This window comes from Pseudomonas extremorientalis, assembly GCF_024584605.1.
In the GTDB taxonomy this organism is placed as follows: Bacteria; Pseudomonadota; Gammaproteobacteria; order Pseudomonadales; family Pseudomonadaceae; genus Aquipseudomonas; species Aquipseudomonas extremorientalis.
In genome coordinates this window covers 3,829,454-3,854,652 of the sequence record NZ_CP089519.1, presented here as the reverse complement: position 1 = coordinate 3,854,652, position 25,199 = coordinate 3,829,454, and the positions used below count along the sequence as shown (strand labels likewise).

The 25,199-nt window shown below is 62.4% G+C and carries 27 protein-coding genes and 1 pseudogene; 12 read left to right on the top strand and 16 right to left on the bottom strand.

What is annotated here, in order from left to right:
* Positions 1-25 precede the first annotated feature (25 nt).
* The 5 genes from lolA to cysG are packed head-to-tail and all read left to right on the top strand — an operon-like array spanning position 26 to position 5,065.
* Complete coding sequence (gene lolA / locus LUU92_RS17205) at positions 26-649, top strand: outer membrane lipoprotein periplasmic chaperone LolA (RefSeq protein ID WP_071491890.1); 624 nt, start codon at positions 26-28, stop codon at positions 647-649.
* A gap of 27 nt (positions 650-676) precedes the next feature.
* Positions 677-1,999, top strand: coding sequence for a replication-associated recombination protein A (locus LUU92_RS17200; protein ID WP_071491889.1), 1,323 nt, complete (start codon positions 677-679; stop codon positions 1,997-1,999).
* Positions 1,999-2,373, top strand: coding sequence for a fluoride efflux transporter CrcB (gene crcB / locus LUU92_RS17195; RefSeq protein ID WP_071491888.1), 375 nt, complete (start codon positions 1,999-2,001; stop codon positions 2,371-2,373). Before LUU92_RS17200 ends, crcB begins: the two co-directional genes overlap by 1 nt.
* Positions 2,374-2,389: 16 nt before the next feature.
* The gene (gene serS, locus LUU92_RS17190; protein ID WP_071491887.1) at positions 2,390-3,670 is read left to right on the top strand and encodes a serine--tRNA ligase; all 1,281 of its coding nucleotides are present in this window, start codon (positions 2,390-2,392) and stop codon (positions 3,668-3,670) included.
* A complete protein-coding gene (gene cysG / locus LUU92_RS17185; RefSeq protein WP_257102388.1) occupies positions 3,671-5,065 on the top strand; it encodes a siroheme synthase CysG in 1,395 nt (464 codons plus the stop codon).
* A gap of 105 nt (positions 5,066-5,170) precedes the next feature.
* Here the strand turns inward: cysG and LUU92_RS17180 are convergent, their stop codons facing one another.
* The 6 genes from LUU92_RS17180 to tusD all read right to left on the bottom strand — a co-directional run bounded on the left by LUU92_RS17180 (position 5,171) and on the right by tusD (position 8,607).
* Positions 5,171-6,166 carry a glutathione S-transferase family protein gene (locus tag LUU92_RS17180; protein WP_222541565.1) on the bottom strand — a complete coding sequence of 332 codons (996 nt, stop codon included), beginning with the start codon at positions 6,164-6,166 and terminating at the stop codon, positions 5,171-5,173.
* A gap of 88 nt (positions 6,167-6,254) precedes the next feature.
* Complete coding sequence (locus LUU92_RS17175; RefSeq protein ID WP_071491884.1) at positions 6,255-7,256, bottom strand: glycosyl transferase family protein; 1,002 nt, start codon at positions 7,254-7,256, stop codon at positions 6,255-6,257.
* Positions 7,253-7,588: a TusE/DsrC/DsvC family sulfur relay protein gene (locus LUU92_RS17170; protein WP_257102387.1), complete on the bottom strand. Its 336-nt coding sequence runs from the start codon at positions 7,586-7,588 to the stop codon at positions 7,253-7,255. Before LUU92_RS17170 ends, LUU92_RS17175 begins: the two co-directional genes overlap by 4 nt.
* Positions 7,585-7,863, bottom strand: coding sequence for a sulfurtransferase complex subunit TusB (tusB, locus tag LUU92_RS17165; protein WP_257102386.1), 279 nt, complete (start codon positions 7,861-7,863; stop codon positions 7,585-7,587). The genes LUU92_RS17170 and tusB overlap by 4 nt, the downstream gene beginning before the upstream one ends.
* A complete protein-coding gene (tusC, locus tag LUU92_RS17160; protein WP_071491881.1) occupies positions 7,863-8,213 on the bottom strand; it encodes a sulfurtransferase complex subunit TusC in 351 nt (116 codons plus the stop codon). The genes tusB and tusC overlap by 1 nt, the downstream gene beginning before the upstream one ends.
* Before the next feature lies 1 nt (position 8,214).
* The gene (gene tusD / locus LUU92_RS17155) at positions 8,215-8,607 is read right to left on the bottom strand and encodes a sulfurtransferase complex subunit TusD (RefSeq protein WP_092245110.1); all 393 of its coding nucleotides are present in this window, start codon (positions 8,605-8,607) and stop codon (positions 8,215-8,217) included.
* Positions 8,608-8,764: 157 nt separating this feature from the next.
* Here tusD and LUU92_RS17150 point away from each other — a divergent pair, with 157 nt between their 5' ends.
* The gene (locus tag LUU92_RS17150; RefSeq protein WP_257102385.1) at positions 8,765-9,928 is read left to right on the top strand and encodes a CaiB/BaiF CoA transferase family protein; all 1,164 of its coding nucleotides are present in this window, start codon (positions 8,765-8,767) and stop codon (positions 9,926-9,928) included.
* Positions 9,929-10,018: 90 nt separating this feature from the next.
* Here LUU92_RS17150 and LUU92_RS17145 read toward each other — a convergent pair whose 3' ends face one another.
* Positions 10,019-10,513 carry a SprT family zinc-dependent metalloprotease gene (locus LUU92_RS17145; protein ID WP_071492040.1) on the bottom strand — a complete coding sequence of 165 codons (495 nt, stop codon included), beginning with the start codon at positions 10,511-10,513 and terminating at the stop codon, positions 10,019-10,021.
* A 127-nt stretch (positions 10,514-10,640) separates the two neighbouring features.
* Entirely contained in the window at positions 10,641-11,243 is a 603-nt protein-coding gene (locus LUU92_RS17140) for a Yip1 family protein (RefSeq protein ID WP_058425452.1), read from the bottom strand.
* A 270-nt stretch (positions 11,244-11,513) separates the two neighbouring features.
* On the opposite strand from LUU92_RS17140, the gene ttcA reads away from it, so the two are divergent.
* Both ttcA and LUU92_RS17130 read left to right on the top strand, forming a co-directional pair.
* Positions 11,514-12,338 carry a tRNA 2-thiocytidine(32) synthetase TtcA gene (gene ttcA, locus LUU92_RS17135; RefSeq protein ID WP_058425451.1) on the top strand — a complete coding sequence of 275 codons (825 nt, stop codon included), beginning with the start codon at positions 11,514-11,516 and terminating at the stop codon, positions 12,336-12,338.
* Positions 12,339-12,405: 67 nt separating this feature from the next.
* On the top strand, positions 12,406-13,077 hold the full coding sequence (locus LUU92_RS17130) for a DNA-3-methyladenine glycosylase I (RefSeq protein ID WP_071491878.1): 672 nt from the start codon (positions 12,406-12,408) through the stop codon (positions 13,075-13,077).
* 93 nt (positions 13,078-13,170) lie between these two features.
* On the opposite strand, the gene LUU92_RS17125 is transcribed toward LUU92_RS17130, so the two are convergent.
* The 3 genes from LUU92_RS17125 to arsC are packed head-to-tail and all read right to left on the bottom strand — an operon-like array spanning position 13,171 to position 14,526.
* Positions 13,171-13,578: a DUF2069 domain-containing protein gene (locus LUU92_RS17125; protein WP_071491877.1), complete on the bottom strand. Its 408-nt coding sequence runs from the start codon at positions 13,576-13,578 to the stop codon at positions 13,171-13,173.
* Positions 13,562-14,176: an NAD(P)H:quinone oxidoreductase gene (gene wrbA / locus LUU92_RS17120; protein ID WP_071491876.1), complete on the bottom strand. Its 615-nt coding sequence runs from the start codon at positions 14,174-14,176 to the stop codon at positions 13,562-13,564. The genes LUU92_RS17125 and wrbA overlap by 17 nt, the downstream gene beginning before the upstream one ends.
* Entirely contained in the window at positions 14,173-14,526 is a 354-nt protein-coding gene (gene arsC, locus LUU92_RS17115) for an arsenate reductase (glutaredoxin) (RefSeq protein ID WP_092245120.1), read from the bottom strand. Before arsC ends, wrbA begins: the two co-directional genes overlap by 4 nt.
* A gap of 115 nt (positions 14,527-14,641) precedes the next feature.
* On the opposite strand from arsC, the gene LUU92_RS17110 reads away from it, so the two are divergent.
* Positions 14,642-15,103 carry a TlpA disulfide reductase family protein gene (locus LUU92_RS17110; RefSeq protein ID WP_071491874.1) on the top strand — a complete coding sequence of 154 codons (462 nt, stop codon included), beginning with the start codon at positions 14,642-14,644 and terminating at the stop codon, positions 15,101-15,103.
* A gap of 78 nt (positions 15,104-15,181) precedes the next feature.
* Here LUU92_RS17110 and LUU92_RS17105 read toward each other — a convergent pair whose 3' ends face one another.
* The 4 genes and pseudogenes from LUU92_RS17105 to LUU92_RS17090 form a co-directional block, all read right to left on the bottom strand.
* A complete protein-coding gene (locus LUU92_RS17105) occupies positions 15,182-15,586 on the bottom strand; it encodes an META domain-containing protein (protein WP_071491873.1) in 405 nt (134 codons plus the stop codon).
* Positions 15,583-16,023: a hypothetical protein gene (locus tag LUU92_RS17100; protein ID WP_071493362.1), complete on the bottom strand. Its 441-nt coding sequence runs from the start codon at positions 16,021-16,023 to the stop codon at positions 15,583-15,585. Before LUU92_RS17100 ends, LUU92_RS17105 begins: the two co-directional genes overlap by 4 nt.
* A 71-nt stretch (positions 16,024-16,094) precedes the next feature.
* Complete coding sequence (locus LUU92_RS17095) at positions 16,095-17,084, bottom strand: 2-hydroxyacid dehydrogenase (protein WP_092245123.1); 990 nt, start codon at positions 17,082-17,084, stop codon at positions 16,095-16,097.
* Positions 17,085-17,238: 154 nt separating this feature from the next.
* Positions 17,239-19,992, bottom strand: a pseudogene (locus LUU92_RS17090) (response regulator).
* 205 nt (positions 19,993-20,197) lie between these two features.
* Here LUU92_RS17090 and LUU92_RS17085 point away from each other — a divergent pair.
* Entirely contained in the window at positions 20,198-20,926 is a 729-nt protein-coding gene (locus LUU92_RS17085) for a response regulator transcription factor (protein WP_222541569.1), read from the top strand.
* Positions 20,913-22,283 (top strand): sensor histidine kinase, encoded by a 1,371-nt coding sequence (locus LUU92_RS17080; RefSeq protein ID WP_257102384.1) that lies wholly within the window; start codon positions 20,913-20,915, stop codon positions 22,281-22,283. Before LUU92_RS17085 ends, LUU92_RS17080 begins: the two co-directional genes overlap by 14 nt.
* Here the strand turns inward: LUU92_RS17080 and LUU92_RS17075 are convergent.
* On the bottom strand, positions 22,280-22,795 hold the full coding sequence (locus LUU92_RS17075) for a DUF2062 domain-containing protein (protein WP_071491867.1): 516 nt from the start codon (positions 22,793-22,795) through the stop codon (positions 22,280-22,282). The genes LUU92_RS17080 and LUU92_RS17075 overlap by 4 nt on opposite strands.
* A gap of 135 nt (positions 22,796-22,930) precedes the next feature.
* Here LUU92_RS17075 and LUU92_RS17070 point away from each other — a divergent pair, with 135 nt between their 5' ends.
* The gene (locus LUU92_RS17070; RefSeq protein WP_257102383.1) at positions 22,931-25,156 is read left to right on the top strand and encodes a DNA internalization-related competence protein ComEC/Rec2; all 2,226 of its coding nucleotides are present in this window, start codon (positions 22,931-22,933) and stop codon (positions 25,154-25,156) included.
* Positions 25,157-25,199 lie beyond the last annotated feature (43 nt).

Below are 25,199 nucleotides of genomic sequence, written 5' to 3'. Positions count from 1 at the left end.
TCCTGACTACTCAATGAGGACTCCCATGCGCTTTATCCGCATGCTGTTGTTGCCGGCACTGGCCCTGACCGCTGTTTCGGCGCACGCTGACCCGGCCTCCGTCGCCAGCCTGAAGAACCTGCTCGACAAATCCCAGACCCTGACCGCGCGCTTCTCCCAGTTGACCCTGGATGCCGGCGGTACCCAGTTGCAGGAAACCGCCGGCGAAATGGCCGTGCAGCGTCCTGGCCTGTTCTACTGGCACACCGAGGGCAAGGCCGAGCAGACCATCGTGTCCGATGGCCAGAAGGTCACCCTGTGGGACCCTGACCTGGAACAGGCGACCATCAAGAAGCTCGACCCGCGCCTGAACCAGACCCCGGCGCTGTTGCTCTCAGGTGACGTGTCGAAGATCAACGACAGCTTCGACATCACGTCCAAGCAGACCAGCAACGTGATCGAATTCACCCTCAAGCCGAAATCCAAGGACACGCTGTTTGACACCCTGTCCTTGTCGTTCGGTAACGGCGTGATCAACAACATGCGCCTGATCGACAGCGTCGGCCAGCGCACCGATATCCTGTTCTCCGGGGTCAAGGCCAACCAGCCGGTACCGGCGTCCAAGTTCAAGTTCGACATCCCCAAGGGTGCCGACGTGATCCAGGAATAAATTCCCCAGAGGTTTCAAACGCTGCCCATGGACCTGTTTCGAAGTGACCCGATTGCCCAGCCACTGGCCGCACGCCTGCGTTCGACCAACCTGGATGAGTACGTCGGTCAGGAACACCTGCTCGCTCGCGGCAAGCCCCTGCGTGAAGCCCTGGAGCAGGGTGCGCTGCACTCGATGATTTTCTGGGGGCCACCGGGGGTGGGCAAGACCACGTTGGCGCGGCTCTTGGCGAAGGTCTCGGATGCGCACTTCGAAACGGTCTCGGCGGTACTCGCCGGGGTCAAGGAGATCCGCCAGGCGGTGGAAGTCGCCAAGCAGCAGGCGGGGCAGTACGGCAAGCGCACCATCCTGTTCGTCGACGAAGTGCACCGTTTCAACAAGTCGCAGCAGGATGCGTTCCTGCCCTATGTGGAAGACGGCACGCTGATCTTCATCGGCGCCACCACCGAAAACCCTTCGTTCGAGCTCAACAACGCCTTGCTGTCGCGGGCGCGGGTCTATGTGCTCAAAAGCCTGGACGAGGCCGCGATGCAGAAGCTGCTGCAGCGCGCCTTGAACGAAGACAAGGGCTTGGGCAAGCGCCAACTGAGCGTGAGCGAAGAGGGCTTCAAGATCCTGCTGACGGCCGCCGATGGCGATGGTCGTCGTTTCCTCAACCTGTTGGAAAACGCCTCCGACCTGGCCGAAGACGGCGGTGAGATTGGCGTCGACCTCTTGCAAAGCCTGCTCGGCGACACGCGCCGCCGCTTCGACAAGGGCGGCGAGGCCTTCTACGACCAGATCTCGGCACTGCACAAATCCGTGCGCGGCTCCAACCCCGACGGTGCGCTGTACTGGTTTGCACGCATGATCGATGGCGGTTGCGACCCGCTGTACCTCGCCCGCCGCGTGGTGCGCATGGCCAGCGAAGACATCGGCAACGCCGACCCGCGTGCACTGAGCCTGTGCCTGGCGGCATGGGACGTACAGGAACGCCTCGGCAGCCCGGAAGGCGAGTTGGCGGTGGCCCAGGCCATCACCTACCTGGCCTGCGCGCCAAAAAGCAACGCGGTGTACATGGGCTTCAAGTCCGCATTGCGCGCCGCCGCCGAATATGGCTCGCTCGAAGTGCCGATGCACCTGCGCAACGCGCCGACCAAGCTGATGAAGCAGCTGGGTTATGGCGATGAATACCGTTACGCCCACGATGAGCCGGATGCTTACGCGGCCGGTGAAGACTATTTTCCCGATGAGCTTGAACCGTTGCCGCTCTATCAGCCGGTGCCCCGTGGCCTGGAGCTGAAGATCGGCGAAAAGCTCAATCACCTCGCGCAACTCGATCGACTCAGCCCCAGACAGCGGAGAAAGTAGTGTTCAAGACGATTCTTGCCGTGTCCGCAGCCGGCATCGCTGGTACATTATTGCGTTTCGCCACCGGCACCTGGGTCAGCGCCAACTGGCCCAGGCATTTTTACGCGGCGACCCTGGCGGTCAACCTGGTGGGCTGCCTGATCATCGGGCTGTTGTACGGCTGGTTCCTGTTGCGCCCGGAAGTACCGATTGAAATTCGCGCCGGCTTGATTGTCGGCTTTGTAGGCGGTCTGACGACCTTTTCATCCTTTTCACTGGATACGCTGCGCCTGCTTGAAAGCGGGCAGGCCCTGATAGCCTTCGGGTACCTGGGCATCAGCGTATTCGGCGGGCTGCTCGCTACCTGGGCCGGCCTGTCCTTGACCAAACTTTGATAAACGAGAGACCGACATGCTCGATTCCAAACTGTTACGTAGCAACCTTCAGGACGTAGCGGACCGCCTGGCATCCCGTGGCTTTGCCTTGGATGTTGCGCGCATCGAAGCGCTGGAAGAACAGCGCAAGACCGTCCAGACCCGCACCGAAGCACTGCAGGCTGAGCGTAATGCGCGTTCCAAATCCATCGGTCAGGCCAAGCAGCGCGGCGAAGACATCGCACCGTTGATGGCGGATGTCGAGCGCATGGGCACCGAGCTGTCCGAGGGTAAAGTCGAGCTGGAAAAAATCCAGTCCGAGCTGGATTCGATCCTGCTGGGCATCCCCAACATCCCCCACGAATCGGTGCCGATCGGCGCAGACGAAGACGGCAACGTCGAAGTGCGTCGCTGGGGCACGCCGAAGGCCTTTGATTTCGAGATCAAGGACCACGTCGCCCTGGGCGAACTGAGTGGTGGCCTGGATTTCGAAACTGCCGCCAAGATGTCCGGCGCGCGCTTCTCTCTGTTGCGCGGCTCGGTTGCACGCCTGCACCGCGCCCTGGCGCAGTTCATGATCAACCTGCACACCGGCGAGCACGGTTACGAAGAGGCCTACACCCCGTACCTGGTGCAGGCGCCGGCGCTGATGGGCACCAGCCAGTTGCCGAAATTCGAAGAAGACCTGTTCAAGATCAGCCGCGACGGCGAAGCCGACCTGTACCTGATTCCGACCGCCGAAGTGTCGCTGACCAATATCGTCTCCGGCGAGATCCTCGACGCCAGGCAACTGCCGATCAAGTTCGTCGCCCACAGCCCGTGCTTTCGCAGTGAAGCCGGCGCATCGGGCCGCGACACCCGCGGCATGATCCGCCAGCACCAGTTCGACAAGGTCGAGATGGTGCAGATCGTCGAGCCGTCGACCTCGATGGACGCCCTGGAAGGCCTGACCGCCAACGCTGAGCGCGTCCTGCAACTGCTGGAACTGCCGTACCGCGTGCTGGCCCTGTGCACCGGTGACATGGGTTTCAGCGCCGTGAAGACCTACGACCTCGAAGTGTGGGTGCCGAGCCAGGACAAGTACCGCGAGATTTCGTCGTGCTCCAACTGCGGTGATTTCCAGGCCCGTCGCATGCAGGCGCGTTTCCGCAACCCGGAAACCGGCAAGCCGGAGCTGGTGCACACCCTCAACGGTTCCGGCCTGGCCGTAGGTCGTACCCTGGTGGCGGTGCTGGAAAACTACCAGCAGGCTGACGGTTCGATCCGCGTACCGGAAGTGCTCAAGCCTTACATGGCGGGCGTTGAGGTCATTCGCTAAATGGAATTTCTGCCGCTGTTTCATAACCTGCGCGGCAGTCGTGTGCTGGTCGTCGGTGGCGGGGAGATTGCCTTGCGCAAATCCCGGCTGCTGGCCGACGCCGGGGCGGTGCTGCGGGTGGTTGCTCCCCAGATCGAAGACCAGTTGCGTGAACTGGTACTGGGCAGTGGCGGGGAACTGATTCTGCGCGGTTATCAGGAGGCTGACCTCGACGGTTGCATCCTGATCATTGCGGCAACCGACGACGAGCCGCTGAACGCGCAAGTGTCCAGCGATGCCAAGCGCCGTTGCGTACCGGTCAATGTGGTCGATGCGCCTGCCTTGTGCAGCTTGATCTTCCCGGCGATCGTCGACCGTTCGCCCTTGGTGATCGCCGTGTCCAGCGGTGGCGACGCGCCGGTGCTGGCGCGCTTGATCCGCGCCAAGCTGGAAACCTGGATTCCATCCACTTACGGGCAGCTGGCCGGGCTGGCGGCGCGTTTTCGTGCCCAGGTCAAAGGCTTGTATCCGGATGTGCAGCAGCGGCGTGCGTTCTGGGAAGAAGTGTTCCAGGGCCCGATTGCCGACCGCCAGTTGGCCGGGCAGGGCGATGAGGCCGAGCGCTTGCTGATCGAGAAGGTCAACGGCGCGCCGCCTTATGCGCCGGGCGAGGTTTATCTGGTGGGTGCGGGTCCGGGTGATCCCGACCTGCTGACCTTCCGTGCCCTGCGCCTGATGCAGCAAGCCGATGTGGTGTTGTACGACCGTCTGGTCGCGCCCGCGATCCTCGAACTGTGCCGCCGGGATGCCGAGCGTATCTACGTCGGCAAGCGTCGCGCCGACCACGCCGTGCCACAAGACCAGATCAACCAGCAACTGGTGGACCTGGCCAAGCAGGGCAAGCGGGTGTTGCGCCTCAAGGGGGGCGATCCGTTCATCTTTGGTCGTGGTGGCGAAGAGATCGAGGAACTGGCCGCCCATGGCATTCCGTTCCAGGTGGTGCCGGGAATCACGGCAGCCAGCGGTTGCGCGGCATATGCCGGGATTCCGCTGACCCATCGCGACTATGCGCAGTCGGTACGCTTTATCACCGGGCATTTGAAGGACGGGACCTCGGACCTGCCCTGGCATGACCTGGTGGGCCCCTCACAGACCCTGGTGTTCTACATGGGCTTGATCGGCTTGCCGATCATCTGTGATCAGTTGATCAAGCACGGGCGTGCGGCGGATACCCCGGCGGCCTTGATCCAGCAGGGCACCACGTCCAACCAGCGCGTGTTCACCGGCACCCTGGCCGACTTGCCACGCATGGTGGCGGAGCATGAAGTGCATGCGCCGACACTGGTGATCGTCGGCGAAGTGGTGCTGTTGCGCGAGAAGCTGAAGTGGTTTGAAGGCGCACAGTCGCAGGTCTGAACCTTGAAAGCATCGGGGGCAAGCCCCCTCCCACATTGGACTGCATTCCAGTGTGGGAGGGGGCTTGCCCCCGATGAGGCCCTAAAAGCCAGCCAATACGTCGGATCAGTTCCACACGCCTTTGCCAATCAATTGCTTCCGATCGTGCGGTTCATCAAACCCCTGCGACGGCCCCTTCGGCACAATCCCCGTCGGGTTGATCGTGCGATGGCTGGCATAGTAATGCCCCTTGATGTGTTCGAAATCGACCGTCTCGGCCACCCCCGGCCACTGATACATCTCCCTCAACCAATTCGACAGGCTCGGGTAATCCGCAATCCTGCGCAAATTGCATTTGAAGTGGCTGTAATACACCGCATCAAAGCGAATCAGCGTGGTGAAGAGCCGTACATCCGCCTCCGTCAGGTAATCGCCGGCCAGGTAACGATGGTCGCCCAAGTGCTGTTCCAGATGATCCAGCTCGGCAAATACATCATCAAACGCACGTTCATACGCCTGCTGTGAGGTGGCGAAGCCTGCGCGGTACACGCCGTTGTTCACCGCCGGGTAAATGCGCTCGTTCAAGGCGTCGATGGTTGCGCGCAACGGCTCGGGGTAGAAATCCAGGGTGTTGCCGGTCAATTCATTGAAGGCGCTGTTGAACATGCGGATGATCTCCGCCGACTCATTGCTCACGATGCGCTGCAGCTTTTTGTCCCACAGCACCGGCACGGTGACGCGCCCGGTGTAATCGGCGGTGTCGGCGGTATAACGTTGGTGCATGAAGGCTAAGTCGTCGAGTTTGTCGCCGGTCGAGCCATGGGCCTTGTCGAAGGTCCAGCCATTTTCCAGCATCAACCAACTGACCACGGACACGTCGATCAGGCTTTCCAGGCCCTTGAGCTTGCGCAGGATCAGCGTGCGGTGAGCCCAAGGGCAGGCCAGGGAGACATAGAGGTGGTAGCGGCCGGCCTCGGCTGTGAAGCCGCCTTCGCCACTCGGGCCTGGCGCGCCGTCGGCGGTGACCCAGTGGCGGCGTTGCGCCTGTTCGCGCTGGAACGCACCGTCCGCGCTACTTTCGTACCACTGGTCTTTCCAGTGCCCTTCGATCAGCAAACCCATGACTGGCTCCTTGGCTAATAAGCGTTGGAACCCAGTCTAAAGGGATGAGTTCGAACTAAAAGCGCAAAGACCGGGGGTTAATCATCGATTAAATCGATTTGTCCCGTGCGATCCAGTATTGCCGGGCCAGTTCAAAGGCCTGCTCCCGTGGGTGACCCAGGCCACGCAGGGCCAGGGCCATGGTGGCGATCAGTGCCAATTGCGGGTAGCTGTCCTCAATGTCGCCGCGCCACACGGCTTTCAAGTGTTCGGGGTCGAGGGTGGCCGGCTTGACGTGGCGTTGGGCGGAGAGGGCGGGCCATTCTTCGTCCCAGCTTTCGCCGCCGGTGGTGCCGTACAGATGGCTGAGGGTGTCGGGGTTGATCTCGACCTCGCCGCCATCGCCCTTGACCACAATCACATTGTCGCCGAGCAGGCCGCTGGCATCGCGGTGCACGCCTTGGTAACCGGGATGGAAAATGCTTTGCAGCCCCAATCGCGCATTCAGCGGATTGAGCAGGCGCGCCAGGGAATGGATGGGCGAGCGCAAGCCCAGGGTATTGCGCAGGTCGATCATGCGTTGCAATTGCGGCGCCCAGTCACCCAGCGGGATAAAGGCCAGGTTGCCTTTTGCATAGGCAGCCTCGACCTGCTGCCAGTTGCGGCACAAGGGAATCTGCAAACCCTCCAGCAATTGCTCGGTGTACAGCCGTCCCGCCGTGTGGGCGCCGCCGCCGTGCATGAGGATGCGCACGCCGTTTTGCGCCAGGCACTTGGCCGCCAGCAGGTACCACGGCAGGTGGCGTTTCTTGCCGGCGTAGGTCGGCCAGTCGACATCCACGTTCAGTGCCGGGGCATCCAGGCGTTCGCGCACGGCTTCGGTGAAACCGGCCAGTTCTTCCGGGCTTTCTTCCTTGTGGCGCAGCAGCATCAGGAAGGCGCCGAGCTGGGTGTCCTCGACTTTTTCGTCGAGCAGCATGCCCATGGCTTCGCGGGCCTCCTCACGGGTGAGGTTGCGCGCACCGCGCTTGCCTTTGCCCAGGATGCGCACGAATGGTGCAAACGGGTGCTCGGCAGGGGTTTGAAGAGTCAGCGGGGCAAAGTCGGTCATAAGCAATTCGTCGGCCTGGGCAGGCCCGCCAGCTTGGCGGCGAGTTTGGCGGGAGTGCCGTTGAACAGTTTGTTGAGGTGCAGGCTGTTGCCTTTTTCCGGGCCCAGCTTCAAGGCGGTGTACTTGATCAGCGGGCGCGTGGCCGGGGACAGCTGGAATTCGCTGTAGAACTGGCGCAAGAGCGTGAGGATTTCCCAATGGTCCGCGGTCAACGCCAGGGTTTCGGCGGCGGCCAGGGCGCTGGCGACTTCCTCGGACCAGGCGTTCAGGTCGACCAGGTAGCCGTCCTTGTCCAGTTCCAGGGTGCGTGTGCCTACGGTCAGGGTGTTCATAGCCAGCCGTTGACCTTGTCGTAGTCGAGCGACAACTGCACGAAACCCGGGTAATCGACGCTGTCGGCCCAGTCCGGCAAGGGCAGGTTGCGCGCCTGCATGTCTTCGGCCAGCACAAACACCTTCACGCCTTTGGTTTGCAGCGCCGCGTTGTGCAGCCCATAGGCGCCGTCGCCGCAGAGCAGGATGGCGTCATTAACGCCACAGATACGCAGGCAGCTGTCCAGGCGGCTATCGGTAAACGGGGAGTGGGAAACCACATGTAGAGTCGACATCAGAGGGTTATCACCTGGTCGTAACGGTCAATCAACTGGGAGATCGCAGCGCTGTCCAGCGGCTGTGCGCTGGCGGGTGTCGTGAGGCCGCGTTCGGCCAGGCTATGGTGGCAGGCGAATACCTCGTCGATACCGAACAGGCCCAGCGCCTGCAGGTTGGCGCCGAGGTCCTTCTGCTGCACGGCCTTGGCGTCCTGATGTGGTGCCAGTTGGAACACGCCGTCGTCGAGGAACAGCAGGCCGATGGGCAGATCGAAGGCACCGCCAGCCAGCACGATGTCCAGTGCTTCGCGTGCGCCCGGGCCAGACCAAGGTGCCTGGCGGCTGATCACCAATAGGGATTTGGACATGTCACGGCCCTCCAAAACAGATCAGGCGATCGGCGGCCTGGGCGGCGTCGTGCAATTGCCCCAGGCCCGACAGCTCCCACGGCGCATCGAGGTTGACCGCACTGCGTTGATAACGGGTGGCTTCCTCCTCGTTGAGCACGCCACGACGCAAGGCGGCGGCGATGCACACCACGCTGTCGAGTTGGTGCGCGCTGACAAACTCACGCCATTGGCGAGCGATGTCCTGCTCATCCTGGGGCACAACAACCGAATTGGACGCGCTGTACACGCCGTCCTGGTAGAAAAACAGCCGCACAATCTCATGCCCGCCGGCCAGTGCCGCCCGGGCAAACAGCAGGGCGCGGCGCGAGGAGGGCGCGTGGGCGGCACAAAACACTGCAATCGCAAACTTCATGGAACACTCTGCAAGCAAACGTGGGCCAATGATAAAGCCGCCGCCGCGAAAAAGCCCGCCGTGATCAAAACGGTCACTGTCGGTGACCGTTCCGGCGATTGCCGACCGGCGCAAGGCTGCCTAGTCTGTGGGCATTCAAAACCGAAATGGAGTGCCCATGTCAGGTCCCTTGGCGTCCCTCAAAGTGCTGGATTTTTCCACCTTGCTGCCTGGCCCGTTTGCGTCGCTGATGCTGGCAGACATGGGCGCCGAGGTGCTGCGTATCGAGTCACCCACGCGCATGGACCTGTTGCGCGTACTGCCACCCCACGACCAGGGCACGTCGGCCAGCCACGCCTACCTCAACCGCAACAAGCGCAGCCTGGCGCTGGACCTCAAGCAGGCCGAGGCGCTGGAGATCTTACGGGCGCTGGTCAAGGAATACGACATCCTGCTTGAACAATTCCGCCCTGGGGTGATGGAGCGACTGGGGTTGGGGTATGAGGCATTGAAGGCGATCAACCCCCGGCTGATATATGTATCGATCACCGGTTATGGCCAGACTGGCCCGTACAGGGACCGCGCCGGGCACGACATCAATTACCTGGCGCTGGCCGGGGTGGCCAGCTACACCGGGCGCCGGGACAGCGGCCCGTTGCCACTGGGCGTACAACTGGCGGATGTGGGCGGCGGGTCGCTGCATGCGGTAGTGGGGCTGCTCGCGGCGGTCATCGCCCGGCAGCAGAGCGGGGTAGGCCAGTACCTGGATGTGAGCATGACCGACTGCTCGTTCAGCCTGAACGCCATGGCGGGTGCGGGCTTCCTGGCGTGCGATGTCGAGCCTGAACGCGAAAGCCATGTGCTGAACGGTGGCAGTTTTTACGATTATTACCGCTCGCGGGATGGGCGTTGGATGTCGGTCGGCAGTCTGGAGCCTGGGTTTATGCAGCAACTCTGTGACGCGCTGGGACGGCCGGAGTTGGCGGCGCTGGGCCTGTCGCCCACACTCAAGCAGGCGCTGCAGGTTGAATTCGAGAAACGAAGCTTTGATGAGTTGTGTGAGTTGTTTGCCGGGGTGGATGCGTGTGTGGAGCCGGTGTTGAGCCTGAGTGAAGCGGTGCAACATCCGCAGTTAAGGGCTCGGGCGCTGGTCAGTCAGGTGCCCAGGGGGGATGGCTCGAGCCAGGCGCAGATTGCCTGCCCGTTGAAGTTCTCGGAGGGGTTGCCAGCGCCCAGGCATATAGGCGCTGCTGTGGGGGCGCACAGTGATGAGGTGCTGGCGGAGTTGGGGTTCAGTGTTCAGCGCATACAGGATCTGCGGCGGACCAAGGTAGTAGGGTGACTGGATCGACGCCATCGGGAGCAAGCTCCCTCCCACACTCGATAGGCGGCGCGGTCAACAGGTGGGAGGGGGCTTGCCCCGATGAGGCCCTCATTCCACTCGGGTTTCACCGGTAAACACCAGCGTCTGCCGGCACCGCCTGCACAAATACCTTCGGCCCTGAGCCACCATGCCATGGCGCTGGGGCGAGAACGGAAAGTCACTGTCCGCGCACGGGCACTTGTAGATATAGCGGGTCACCTGGCGGCGCTTCACGGCATAGGTGTGGCAACGGTCCGGCGGCAGTTCGTAGACCCCGCGCATGATCAATTGCCATTCCTCACCATGGGGCTGGATGCGTTCACCAAACAATTGGTGGGCAATCAGGTGCGCCACTTCATGGGCTACGGTCTGCTTGAGGAAATGTTGGCTGTTTTCTCGGTACAACTGTGGGTTGAAGCGCAGCAGGTTCTCGTGCAAATGCGCGACACCGGCCTTCTGGCCCCGCAGCTTGAGGCTGACCTGGGGACGTTTGAAGCTTCGTTTGAAAAAGGATTCGGCTAGCAGGAAACAATCTTCGACGCGGGTATTGAGTTGCTCGGGCATGCTGTACATATCTCCAGAGACGCCCAGTATGCCGCAAAGCCGGGTGTTTCCGAATCTGTCAGGCGCCGAATGGTCATGCATGATGCACAAAGCCACCTTGCGGTGGCTTTGCCCACGGTTCATCTGCTCAGTTGGTATAGATCGGGCCTACGCCCAAGCCCCAGACAATCACGGTAAAGGCCATGATCGCCACCAGCACCACCAGCCCCACGGCCAGTATGGAACTGGAAAACAGGAAGCCTTCATCCGGATCAATGTTCATAAAGGTCGGCACACCTACATAAAGCAGGTACACCGTGTAGCAGATGGCCGCCGTGCCTACCACCATGCCCAGCCACATATGTGGATAGAGCGCCGCCAGCCCGCCGATGAACAGTGGCGTGGCGGTGTAGGTGGCAAACGCCACGCAGCGGGCCATGCTCGGGTTGGCGTCATAGGTACGCGCCATCCAGTGAATGAATGCACCCATCACCGCCACGCCGGCGAGCATCGCGGCGTAGGACATGATGGTCATCCACAGTGCGCTTTCCTGGGTCAGCATCACCGGCGCGCGGTTGCCGATGACCCAGCCGACCTGGGTGGTACCGATAAACGCGGAAACGGCGGGAATCGCCGCGAGAATCAGGGTGTGAGTGAGGTACATGTGGCCGATGCTTTCTTCTTTATCGCCACGGATTTCCCGCCATTCCTGGTCGGGATGGGTAAAAAGCCCCACGACGTGATGGATCATGCCAGTCACTCCTGTCGTTATTGCCATCGCCCCCCATCGGAGCGCCCACGGGCCAAATGGCCTCAAAGGTCCTGGATAGCTGTGCGACCTCTTGTCGCAGTATAGGAAGGGATGACCGGAATAACTTTAGGGCCTTTAGAGCGAATTGCGCTGTAAACGTTGGGGTTAATCGCAGATTGGAATGCAGCCCCCTCCCACATTGGAACTCGGTGATTCTTACCGGTAAAATGCTGGGCTTTTCGTCACACACCTCCAGCGGATCCAAGCGCCATGGGCACTCTTACGGTCAACCAGAACAAACTGCAAAAACGCCTGCGTCGCCTGGCCGGTGAAGCGGTCGCCGATTTCAATATGATCGAGGACGGCGACAAGGTCATGGTCTGCCTCTCCGGCGGCAAAGACAGCTACACCATGCTCGACGTGCTGTTGCACCTGCAAAAGGTCGCGCCGATCAAGTTCGAGATCGTGGCCGTCAACATGGACCAGAAACAACCGGGCTTCCCTGAGCATGTGCTGCCGGCCTACCTCAAGGAACTGGGCATCGAGTACCACATCGTCGAGAAAGACACCTACTCGGTGGTCAAGGAACTGATTCCGGAAGGCAAGACCACCTGCTCCCTGTGTTCGCGCCTGCGCCGTGGCACGCTGTACACCTTCGCCGATGAGATTGGCGCGACCAAGATGGCCCTGGGGCACCATCGCGACGATATCGTCGAGACCTTCTTCCTGAATATGTTCTTCAATGGCTCGCTCAAGGCCATGCCGCCCAAGCTGCGTGCCGATGACGGGCGCAACGTGGTGATCCGCCCGCTGGCGTATTGCAACGAGAAAGACATCCAGGCTTACTCCGACTTCAAGCAATTCCCGATCATCCCGTGCAACCTGTGTGGCTCCCAGGAGAACCTGCAGCGCCAGGTGGTCAAGGAAATGCTGCTGGACTGGGAGCGCAAGACCCCGGGCCGCACCGAAAGCATCTTCCGCAGCCTGCAGAACGTGATTCCCTCACAGTTGGCCGACCGCAACCTGTTCGACTTCACCAGCCTGAAAATCGATGAGACCGCCGCGTCGCGCTTCGTCAATGTTGTGAACCTCTGAGCCCATTCAAGGCTCTGACACACGGCGCTCGCGGGCGCCGTTTTCCATTCAATTGCCAGGAGAGGGCATGCGCGATTACAAGTGGCTGCACGAATATTGTCTAAACCGCTTCGGTTCGGCGGCCGAGCTGGAAGCCCACCTGCCTGTGCCCAAAACTGCGGCGCAATTACGCAAGATCAGTGATGATCGCTACCTGTCGACCCTGGCGTTGCGCGTGTTTCGTGCAGGCTTGAAGCACAGCGTGGTGGACGCCAAGTGGCCGGCGTTCGAAAAGGTGTTTTTCGGCTTCGACCCGGAAAAAGTCGTACTGATGGGCGCCGAGCACCTGGAGCGGCTGATGCAGGACACCAGCATCATCCGCCACCTGGGCAAGCTCAAGAGCGTGCCGCGCAATGCGCAGATGATCCTGGATATCGAGCAGGAGAAGGGCAGCTTCGGCGCGTTTATCGCCGATTGGCCGGTGACCGACATTGTCGGCCTGTGGAAGTACCTGAGCAAACACGGCCACCAGCTCGGCGGGTTGTCCGCGCCGCGCTTTTTACGCATGGTCGGCAAGGATACCTTTGTGCCGAGTTATGACGTGGTGGCGGCGTTGAACGCGCAGAAGATCGTCGACAAGGCGCCGACCAGCCTGCGCGACCTGGCGACGGTGCAGGGCGCGTTCAACCAGTGGCACGCCGAGAGTGGACGGCCGATGTGCCAGTTGTCGATGATGTTGGCGTACACCGTCAACCATTGAGGCCGGGGTGATGCCATCGGGGCAAGCCCCCTCCCACATTGGATAGGCGGCGCGGTAACAGTGTGGGAGGGGGTTTGCCCCCGATGACGTATTTCAGGCCGCTGCCAACCGCCGGTTCAACTGATGCCGCCAGCGCACATACAACAGTGCCGTGCAAAACACCGCCAGGCTCGCCAGCATCTCCAGCACCCCGAACCACTGCCGGTTCGGGTCATACGCCGCCAGCGCGCCCTTGATGAAATACAGGTTCACCACAAAGCACATCCATGAGTGCCCGCGCGCGCTGCCCAGCAGCATGCCTGGCGCCAGCACCAGCAAGGGCACCAGTTCGATCAGCAGGATCACCCACGGCCGTGCGCCGTGCAGATCAGCAACGAACAGGTAGTACACGCACAGCAACCCCACCAGGCCAAAAAACGCCAGCAGGCTCAGCGCGCGAGCAATTCTGACCCGTGGCTCCAACCACGCCTGGGGTGGCAGGACCTTAGGCTTCCTGGCCACGACCGCCCTCCAGCAGGGTGGCGGTGTTCGCCAGGCGTAGCCCCAGGGCGCGGCACAGGGCGATCTCATGCTGGTCGAGCATGCGCTTGCCGTCCGGCCCGGCGTGATGGCTGGCACCATAGGGCGTGCCGCCGCCCTGGGTATCGAGCAAGGCCTGTTCGCTGTAGGGCAGGCCGGTGATCAGCATGCCGTGGTGCAGCAACGGTAGCAGCATCGACATCAGCGTGGTTTCCTGGCCGCCGTGCAGGCTGGCCGTGGAGGTAAACACCCCGGCCGGCTTGCCGACGAGGGCGCCGGTGAGCCACAGGTTGCTGGTACCGTCGATGAAGTACTTGAGCGGCGCGGCCATGTTGCCGAAGCGGGTCGGGCTGCCCAGGGCCAGGCCGGAGCAGTGTTTCAGGTCGTCGAGGCTGGCATACAGCGCGCCTTCCTCCGGAATGCTCGGTGCCACGGCTTCGCACTCGGTTGAGATCGCCGGCACGGTGCGCAAGCGTGCCTCCATCCCGCCTTGCTCGATACCCCGGGCAATCTGCCGGGCCATTTCGCTCACCGAGCCATTGCGGCTGTAATACAGCACCAGCACATACGGCGACGTCACGGCAGGATCTCCAGTACGTTTTCCGGCGGCCGGCCGATGACGGCTTTGTCGGCGGTTTCCAGGATCGGGCGTTCCATCAATTTCGGGTGATCGGCAATGGCGGCGATCAACTGGGCTTCGCTGAGGCTGGCGTCGGCCAGGTTCAGGGTTTTGTATTCATCTTCGCCGGTGCGCAGCAGTTGGCGCGCGCTGATACCCAGCTTGCCGAGCAGCGCCTTGAGTTGCGCGGCGTCCAGCGGGGTTTCCAGGTAGCGTACGACGGTGGGGGTGAGGCCACGGGCCTCCAGCAGCTCCAGCGCACCGCGGGATTTCGAGCAGCGCGGGTTGTGATAAAGCGTCAGATCGGTCATGTGCGGGTCGCATCTTGCGTAAGGTGGCGGGTATTCTACCCGTGCAGCGACCTGTCCTTAAACCGTAAGAGGCGATAGGCCGCAGCCAACGTTCATTTTTGCGAAGGATTACCCCATGACAAGGCGACTGATCGGTGCATTGGCGATCATCACAACCCTGCTGCTCAGCGGCTGCGGTAACGATTACGGCGTTGACCAATTTGGCAAGAAGGTGGCGTCCGAACGCTTGGACAAGCAGTGGCTGGTGGTCAATTACTGGGCCGAATGGTGTGGTCCGTGCCGCACGGAAATCCCCGAGCTCAATGCCTTGGCCGAACAGTTGAAGGCGCAGAACGTGGGCGTGTTCGGGGTCAACTTCGACAATGTCCAGGGCGAAGAGCTGAAAGCCGCCAGCGACAAGCTGGGCATCAAGTTCACGGTACTGGCGCAGAACCCGGAAGAGATTTTCGATATTCCACGCAGCGAAGCGTTGCCGGTGACCTACATCATCGATGACAAGGGCAAGGTGCGCGAGACGTTGATGGGCGAGCAGACGGCGGAAGGCGTGCTGGCCAGGCTCAAGGCCTTGCGCGGCTAGGGGCTACCCGGAATCAAATGTGGGAGGGGGCTTGCCCCCTCCCACATTTAGCTTCCATCAATCCATGGATTGGGAAAATCAGCCTTCCTCAAGCCACAGGCGGATCGGTTTGCCCTCGGCCGGCCAGAACCGGGTCTGCTCGATCGGCGAGATATCCCAGCGCTGCACGCCTTGCAGGGCCTGGAAGAAGCGGTGTTCCTGTTCCATCAACGCTTCGGCGCAGAGTTTGCGGGTGCTGCCGATCTGGCCGAAGCTGAGCTTCTCACCGTCGACGGTGTAGGGCGCGAACCAATGGTTGCAGCCGCCGTTGCCATAGGCGCGACCATCGGCGCCGAGGGTGACGGTCAGGTGCGCGTAATCCATCAGCGGCCGCTCGCCAATCCATTCCACCACGTAGCTGTGATCCTGTTTGAGCTTGACCGCGTCGCCGGCACAGCCGGTCAGGCCCGCCCCGAGGGCGGCGAGCAGAAACAGGCCTCTCATTGCGCAGCCTTCTGGCATTTCGGGCAGCGGTGCTTGTCGCCCTCGCTGGCCCAGCCCAACTCGGCGATCCGCGCATTGGCGGCCGGTTGCAGCGGTTCTTTGGTCAGCTTGGTTTCCACCGCAAACTCGAAGTCCAACACGGCGTCGCAGCTGTCGCAGTTGACCTTCCAGGTGTGAATCTCCAACTCCCCGAACTTCGGCCCCTGGGCCATGGCGACCCACTGGCCCGCCGGGCGGATGGAGTAGCGCGCGTCACCTTCGACGGTGAGGCGCATCGACAGGGTTTTACTGCCGCGCAGGGAGACGATCAGAACGTCGCCATGCTTGATCGAGCCACCGTTGCCGGTGACCTGGTAACGGCCCGGCACCAGGGCGCGGCATTCGATCAGGGTGTGTTGCGGGCTCAGCAAACTGAAGCGGAAATCGTGTTCGGCCATGGATCCTCCAAATAGGCGCGGCATCCTATCACGGGTGCTGGCTCATCATGAGCCTGGTATGTAACCGCTGATCATCCTTCGACGAGGTTCTGTGCCCGGCCATCGGCCCAGGCGGCAATGTTGGCCAAAGTCGTGCCGGCGATGGCGGCCAGGGCCTCGCGGGTCAGAAACGCCTGGTGGGCAGTGATGATCACGTTAGGGAAGGTCAGCAGGCGTGCGAGCACGTCGTCCTGCAAGGGCAGATCAGAGCGGTCCTCGAAAAACAACTGCGCTTCTTCCTCATAGACATCCAGACCGAGGTAGCCGAGCTGGCCGTCCTTGAGCGCCTTGATCAGCGCCGGGGTGTCGACCAGCCCACCGCGACCGGTGTTGATCAGCATCGCACCCGGTTGCATCTGCGCCAGGGACCGGGCGTTGATCAGGTGTTTGCTGTCGGCGGTGAGCGGGCAGTGCAGGCTGATGATCTGCGCCTGGGCCAGCAGTTCGGGCAGGCTCACGTACTGCGCGCCCAGGGCCTGGACCTGCGGGTTGGGGAAGGGGTCGTAGGCCAGCAACCGGCAGCCGAAGCCGGCCATGATGTTGGCGAAGGTGGCGCCGATCTGTCCGGTGCCGACCACGCCGACGGTCTTGCCCACCAGGTCGAAACCGGTGAGGCCATGCAGGCTGAAATCGCCGTCGCGGGTACGGTTGCAGGCGCGGGGCAGGCGGCGGTTGAGGGCGAGGATCAGCGCGACGGCGTGTTCGGCCACCGCATGGGGCGAGTAGGCCGGTACGCGCACGATGGTCAGGCCCAGGCGCTTGGCGGCGGCCAGGTCCACATGGTTGTAGCCCGCCGAGCGCAGGGCGATCAACCGCGTGCCGCCCTTGGCCAACTGCTCCAGCACCGGGGCGCTGAGGTCATCGTTGATAAAGGCGCAGACTACTTCGTGATGTTCGGCCAGGGCCACGGTGTCGAGGTTGAGCCGGGCGGGCTGGAATTGCAGCTCCAGGCCTACGGGCAACGGTTCGCCGAGAAAGCTGTCGCGGTCGTAGGTTTGGCTGCTGAAAAGAATCACGCGCATCAAAAGGCTCCCCGCAATTAATCAGTTGGAAACGCTGGACAACTGTGGGAGGGGGCTTGCCCCCGATTAGGGTGTGTCAGCTACAGATGCTTCGACTGATACGACGCTATCGGGGGCAAGCCCCCTCCCACAGCTGATCGGCGTCAAAGTCTCTTCAGGCGCTGACCCGCGCCTCACTGGCCAGCCGTGCAATCGCCATGTCGAGTTCGTCCAGCGCATGCATGGCCTTGGCGTCATCCTGCTTGAGCAGGGTTTCGGCACGGTGGCAGGCGGCGCGCAGTTGCGGTACGCCACAGTAACGGGTGGCGCCGTGCAGACGATGCACCCGTTCAATCAGGGCGTTGTTGTCGTTGGCGTCACGGGCAATGGTGATGGCGAGTCGGTCGGCTTCCAGGGAGGCAAGCAACATGGCGAGCATGTCTGCTGCCAAATCAGACTTGCCGGCCGCCAGGCGCAGGCCTTCCTCGTGATCGAGCACCGGAAATTGCACGCCAGGGCCGAGGTTGTCTGTCGCGCGCTCCGGCCCCTGATTGCGCAGGGCCAGGCCGGTCCATTTCAACACCACCTGGGCCAGTTGGCGTTCGCTGATGGGTTTGGTCAGGTAATCGTCCATGCCGCTTTGCAGCAAGGCGCGTTTTTCATTGGCCATGGCGTGGGCGGTGAGGGCGACTACCGGCAATGGCGTGCCGCTGCGTTCGCTTTCCCACTGGCGGATCGCCTCGGTGCTTTGGCGGCCGTCCATGCCCGGCATTTGCACATCCATCAGCACCAGGTCGAAGGTGTCCTGCTTCACCGCGTCGATGGCCGCATAACCGCTTTCCACGGCGCGTACCCGGGCGCCCATGTCTTCCAGCAGGGTCTGGACCAGCAACAGGTTCGCCGGGTTGTCATCCACACACAGTACACGCGGTGCCCTACTGGACAAGGGTTCGCCGGGTTCGCTGCGCGTGGGGCGCGGGCTGATCAGGTCGGACAAGGCACGCCGCAATTTGCGTGTACAGGCCGGCTTGGCCTGCAATTGACTGTTGGGGTTGGGCACCGACTGATTGAACAGCATCTGTTCGGTGGTGGGGCACAGCACCAGCACTTTGCAGCCCAGGTGTTCGAGGTCTCACAGGTGCTGGTTGAGGCGCTCGGGCGGGATGTCGTTGGCAGTAACACCAAGGACGGCAAGGTCAATGGCTTGCTCGGTCTGGTGGGCACTGGTAATGCCGTTGGTCAGGCTTTCCAGGCTGGTGAACGGCGTGACTTCCAGGCCGCAGTCTTCCAATTGGTGCTGCAGCGCCTGGCGTGCCAGTTCGTGGTTTTCCAGCAAGGCAACACGATGGCCCAGCAGGGGCGCCGACGGCAGGTCCTCCACGTCGTCGCGGGTCTTGGGCAGGTTGAGGCTGATCCAGAACTCCGAGCCTTCGCCCGGTGTGCTGTCGACGCCGATTTCGCCGCCCATCTGTTCGATCAGGCGCTTGGAAATCACCAGGCCCAAGCCCGTACCGCCGGGTTGGCGCGAGAGTGAGTTGTCAGCCTGGCTGAAGGCCTGGAACAGGGCACGCACGTCCTGGTTGGACAGGCCGATGCCGGTGTCCTGCACGCTGATGCGCAATTGCACGCTGTCTTCCTGCTCGTCCTCGATCATCGCTCGCGCCACGATGGTGCCTTCGCGGGTGAACTTGATCGCGTTGCTGATCAGGTTGGTGAGGATCTGCTTGAGGCGCAGCGGGTCGCCGACCAATGCCAGCGGCGTGTCGCGGTAGACCAGGCTGACCAGTTCGAGCTGTTTGGCATGGGCGGCGGGGGCGAGGATGGTCAGGGTGTCTTGCAGCAAGTCCCGCAGGTTGAACGGAATGCTGTCGAGGACCAGCTTGCCGGCTTCGATTTTCGAGAAGTCGAGGATCTCGTTGATGATCCCCAGCAGGTTGTCGGCGGATTTTTCGATGGTGCCCAGGTAGTCGAGTTGACGCGGGGTCAGCTCGCTCTTTTGCAGCAAGTGGGTAAACCCCAGGATGCCGTTGAGCGGCGTGCGGATCTCATGGCTCATGTTGGCCAGGAACTCCGACTTGATGCGACTGGCCTCCAGCGCCTCCTTGCGCGCCAGGTCCAGCTCGATGTTCTGGATCTCGATGGTTTCCAGGTTCTGGCGTACGTCTTCGGTGGCCTGGTCGATGCTGTGTTGCAGTTCTTCCTGGGCGTTCTGCAGGGTCTCGGCCATGCGGTTGATGCCAGAGGCGAGTTGGTCCAGTTCCTGGCTGCCCAGGGGCGGCAGGCGGGTTTCCAGGTTGCCGTCCTTGAGCTGGGCCACGGCTTGCTTGATCTGGCCAATCGGCGCGTTGATGGTGCGGCTGATACGCAGGGCCAGTGCCGCGGTGCAGATCAGGCCGATGGCGATCAGCAGCAGGCTGGCGAACAGGCTGCGGTAGCCACGCAGCAACATGCCATTGTGGGACAGTTCCACCTCGACCCAGCCCAGCAGGCGGTCGGCTTCATCCGGGATCAGGTCGCCGGCGAGGTTGCGATGGCGGCCAAACACCGGCAGCAGGTAGCGCGTGGCGTCATTGCCGGTGCGTTGCAACAGGTGTGAGCTGTTGCCGATGGGGGCCTGGTTGAGCATGGTCGGGCCGGCGTGGGCGAGGGTCGCACGGTCCGGGCTGAGGAACGACACGGTGCGCACGTCCGGCTGCTCCAGGGACTGGGTGGCGATGCGCTCCAGCAGGTCGGTGTTGCGTGCACTCAAGGCGGGCGCCACCAGTGGTGCCAACTGCTCGGCGATCATTTCGCCACGTTGCAGCAACTGGGTCTGCAGTTCCGACAACTGCATCCAGGTGAAATAGCCGCCCAGCAACGAAGCCATCAGGCTGGTCGGTAATAAGGTCAGCAACAGTACGCGGCCTTTTATCCCCATTCTTGTCAGCACGCCACTCTCCTGCTACCACATTGATATCGATGATTCACACGGGCATCCGGCCCGCGCCACCTGCGCAGTGTAGCCATTTGCGCAGCGCGGAATCTTGCAAATTAATGACATATGGCAATCTTCGCGCCATTCGGCGCCCGGTGGCGATTGCCTGTGGCGGGGTAATCTTGAATAATCAGCCATTGAGAATGACTTGCAGATACTAATGAATCCCGCAGCAATTGGCCTACCCAGTATCCTGACTATTGAAGATGACCCTGTTCTGGGCGCTTATGTCCATGAGCACCTGGGCCGCTGTGGTTTCCACGTGACCTGGTGCCAGAATGGCCAGCAGGGCCTGCAGATGGCGCGCGAGCAGGCCTTTGACGTGGTGCTGATGGATATCCTGTTGCCGGGGATGGACGGCCTGTCGATCCTCACTCATCTGCGCCAGAGCCATTCGATCCCGGTGATCCTGATGTCTGCACTGGGCGCCGAAGCCGATCGCATCAGTGGTTTTCGCCTGGGGGCCGATGACTATCTGCCCAAGCCGTTCAGCATGATCGAGCTGCGCGTACGCATCGAAGCCATCCTGCGCCGGGTGGCCCTCGACCGCCGTCCGCTGCCGATCTCTGCGCCGGTGCACGACGATGCCCGCACCCTGCGTTTCGATGATGAACGGTGTGATGTCTTCCATCTTGACCACTGGGCCGGCTTGACCCGCAGCGAATACCGCCTGCTGGAAACCCTGCATCGCAACAGCGAAGAAGTCCTCAGCAAACCTTTCCTGTACCAGCATGTGCTGCAACGCGGTTATGCGCCCCATGACCGCAGCCTCGACATGCATATCAGCCAGATCCGCCGCAAGCTCAAGGCGATCAACTACACCGAGCGCGAAGTGCGCACGGTGTGGGGCAAGGGCTATGTGCTGAGCGGTCACGATGACGGGCTTTGAACGCCCCTTGAAACGGCTGCCGGGCCGGCACTCGTTATTCTGGAAGCTGGCCTGCCTGCTGATCGCCTTTTGCTTGCTGATGATCTGGCTCAGTTGGTCCTGGGGCCGCTACATGGAACAGAAGAACGCCTACCTGTCCGATGAGGCGCGAGGCACCTTGAGTGGTTATGCGGTCGCGGCTGAGCAGGCGTGGAGTCGCGATGGCAGTGCCGGCGTCGACGCTTGGCTGCAGGCGATGGGCAAGCGTGAAAGTACCTGGATAGGCGTGATCGGCAATGACCTGCAATCGTTGAGCAGCATCCCGCTGAGCGACAACGAAAGCCAGCGACTGACCTTTCTGCGTGGGTTGGATTGGCCGGTGAGCCGGCATGTCAAAGGCCTGCCATGGCTGAAGATCCCGTTTCCGACCGACCCCCATGCGGGGTCGCTGGTGATCGAGTTACCCCAGCGCTTTATGCCGGGGCGCTACCAACTGTTCTGGCGAGTGGTGACCAACGGGGTGATTCCCGGACTGTTTACCCTGTTGCTGTGCATCGGCCTGTATCGGCTGCTGATCATGCCCCTCAATCAACTGCGCGAGCAGGCCAATGCCTGGCGCGCCGATCAGTTGAATACGCGGTTGTCCCACGACGCGACCAGTCGCCAGGACGAGTTGGGCGAACTGGGGCGAGCGTTCGACCATATGTCCGAGCGTTTGCAGGGCACCGTGGTGTTGCAGCAACAGTTGCTGCGAGACATGTCCCATGAGCTGCGCACCCCGCTGAGTCGACTGCGAGTGGCCTGTGACAGTGAGCAAGACCTGACGCAGCTGCGCGAGCGGCTTGGCCGTGAAATCGACGCGATGCAACGTCTGGTTGAAGACAGCCTGCAACTGGCCTGGCTCGACACCGAACGGGCGCCGCTGCCCCAGGAAGCTATCCAGCTTCAAGCGCTGTGGGACATGTTGCGCGAAAACGCTTGCTATGAGAGCGACTGGCCAGCGTCGCGGCTGCCATGCCTGCTGGGGGGGGACTGCTGGGTGCGAGGCAACCTGAATGCGTTGGCCCAGGCTTTGGAAAACATCTTGCGCAACGCTATTCGCCACTCACCGTCGGGCGGTGTGGTCAGCCTGGACGGGCGTCGCGAAGGTGATTGTTGGCATGTCTGGCTGGAGGATCAGGGCGGCGGGATCGATGAAGGGGATCTGGAACGGATCTTCGCGCCTTTTACTCGCCTGGACGGTTCACGCCCCGGCGATGGCGGCTTCGGGCTGGGCCTGAGCATCGCCCGCAACGCCGTGCAGCGCCAGGACGGCAGCCTGTGGGCGGAAAATACCGGGCAAGGCCTGCGCGTGCACCTGCGCTTGCGGGCCTGCTAAGCGCGACGCTGTTTGCGCTTTTTCCACTGGTGGGCCACCCACCAGCGCCAGTAGCCCATGGTCAGGCAATAGGCGAGGGCGCCCAGCACCAGCCCCAACACCACTGAACCCAGCAGAAACGGCTGCCACAAGGTGCTCAGTTGGCCACTGATCCACTCCCAGGTCAGATCGTCGGGCAGGCTGCGCGGTGGCACGTTCATCAGCCAGGCGCCGGTCATGTAGGTGCAGATAAAGACCACCGGCATGGTGATCGGGTTGGTCAGCCACACCAGGCTGACGGCGATGGGCATGTTGCCGCGCACGGTGATCGCCAGGACCGCGGCTAACAGCATCTGCAAGGGGATTGGGATAAACGCGGCGAACAAACCCACGGCCATTGCGCGTGCGACCGAGTGTCGGTTCAGGTGCCAGAGGTTCGGGTCATGCAGCAACGTGCCGAGAAACTGTAATGACTTATGTTCCCTGATACTCGTGGGATCGGGCATGTACCGTTTGAATAAGCGCCGGGGCATAAGGGATCCAGGTCAGTTCGAGGGGCAAGTATGCCCGCATTCTATAAACAGAAAATTCAGACTTTGTGACAAAACATCATAGGCCGCCCTGGGCATCCGGCTAAGACTGAGTGGATCACTTGAAAAGGATGATTCATGAAGACAGGGATGTGCGCGTTTGCGCTGGGGTTGCTGGCCCTGCGTTTTTTGCCGGCGTTGCCGCCTATGGGCTGGCTGGTTGCCTGGCCGGTGCTGGCGTTGATGTTGTTGCCGTTTCGTACCTACCCACTGGCGTTTTTCCTGCTGGGGCTGAGTTGGGCATGCCTCAGCGCACAGTGGGCGCTGGATGATCGTCTGATGCCTGCCCTGGATGGCCAGACGCGCTGGCTGGAGGGCCGGGTGATCGGGTTGCCGCGACAGACGGGCGAAGGTGTGCGCTTCGAACTGGCCGATAGCCGGTCGCGCAATGCCCGCTTACCCAAACGCATCCGCGTGTCCTGGCGTGGCGGGCCGCCGGTGCGCAGCGGTGAACGTTGGCGCCTGGCGGTTACCCTCAAGCGTCCGACCGGGTTGCTGAATTTCCACGGGTTTGATCAGGAAGCCTGGCTGTTGGCCCAACGCATCGGCGCCACGGGCTCGGTCAAGGATGGCGAGCGCCTGGCGCCAGCCCGCAATGCCTGGCGCGACAGCGTGCGTCAGCGCCTGCTGGCGGTGGATGCCCAAGGCCGGGAAGCAGGCCTGGTTGCCCTGGTACTGGGCGACGGCTCAGGGTTGGCCGCTGCCGACTGGCACGTGTTGCAGGACACGGGCACCGTGCATCTGCTGGTCATTTCCGGCCAGCACATCGGTTTGCTGGCGGGTTTGATCTATGGGCTGATCGCCGGGTTGGCCCGCTACGGTTGCTGGCCGCGAACCTGGCCGTGGTTGCCCTGGGCGTGTGGCCTGGCGTTCAGCGCTGCGTTGGGCTACGGCTGGCTCGCAGGGTTTGGCGTGCCGGTGCAACGGGCTTGTGTGATGGTCGGGTTGGTGTTGGTGTGGCGGCTGCGCTTCCGGCATCTGGGGCTGTGGTGGCCGTTGCTGCTGGCGCTCAATGGGGTGCTGATGCTGGAGCCGTTGGCCAGTTTGCAGCCTGGGTTCTGGTTGTCGTTTGCGGCGGTGGCGGTGTTGATTCTGGCGTTTGGTGGGCGGTTGGGGCCGTGGAGCCTGTGGCAGGCATGGACCCGACCGCAGTGGCTGATTGCCATTGGGCTGTTTCCGGTGTTGTTGGTGTTGGGACTGCCCATCAGCCTGAGCGCACCGCTGGCCAACCTCGTGGCTGTGCCGTGGATCAGCCTGGTGGTGTTGCCGCTGGCGCTATCGGGGACCGCATTGCTGCCATTGCCATTTATTGGCGAAGGTCTTCTGTGGCTGGCGGGCGGCGCTCTGGATGGTTTGTTCAGAGGGCTGGCGTGGCTCGCCGGACACATGCCGGCGTGGATCCCGGCGCAAGTACCATTGGTTTACTGGCTGGTGAGTCTGCTGGGTGCCGTGTTGCTACTGCTGCCCAACGGCGTGCCGTTTCGCGTATTAGGCTGGTCAATGCTGTTGTTGGCAGTGTTCCCTGCGCGAGAACTGGTGCCCCACGGGCAGATGGAGGTGGTGCAGTTGGACGTGGGGCAGGGGCAGTCGCTGATTCTGCGCACGCGCCACCATGCATTGCTTTACGACGCCGGACCGCGCACCGGAACCTTTGATCTGGGCGCGCGGGTGGTGCTGCCGTCGTTGCGAAAACTCGGGGTGAGGGCATTGGATCTGATGCTGCTCAGTCACGCCGATGCGGATCATGCCGGCGGCGCGTCGGCGATTGCCAAGGGCATACCGATCAAGCGCGTGGTGGGCGGGGAAACCGATGGGCTGCCGGCATTTATCGGTACGCAACCTTGCGTCAGCGGCGAGCGATGGACCTGGGACGGGGTAACGTTCGAACTCTGGCAGTGGCCTGGCGCCATCAGTGGTAACGCAAAGTCCTGCGTGTTGCAGGTGCAGGCCAATGGCGAGCGCCTGTTGCTGACCGGCGACATCGACCGCGAAGCCGAACAGGCCATGCTCGCGTCGCCTCTGGCGGTGCCCACCGAGTGGCTGCAGGCGCCCCACCATGGCAGTCGCAGCTCTTCGTCCTGGGCGTTTGTCGAGCGGCTCTCCCCCCGTAATGTGCTGATCTCGCGGGGGCGCGGCAATGCGTTCGGCCATCCCCATCCGCAGGTGCTGGAACGTTACCAGCGGCTGGGCAGCCAAGTGTATGACAGCGCCGAACAGGGCGCCGTGCGTGTGCAACTGGGAGCATTCGCGCCACCGGTCGTTGCGCGCAGTCAACGCAGGTTCTGGCGCGAGCGCTTACCCTAGGGGTTCAAGGCCTCGGCGGATGGGGTCTGTGGCCGACGCACCT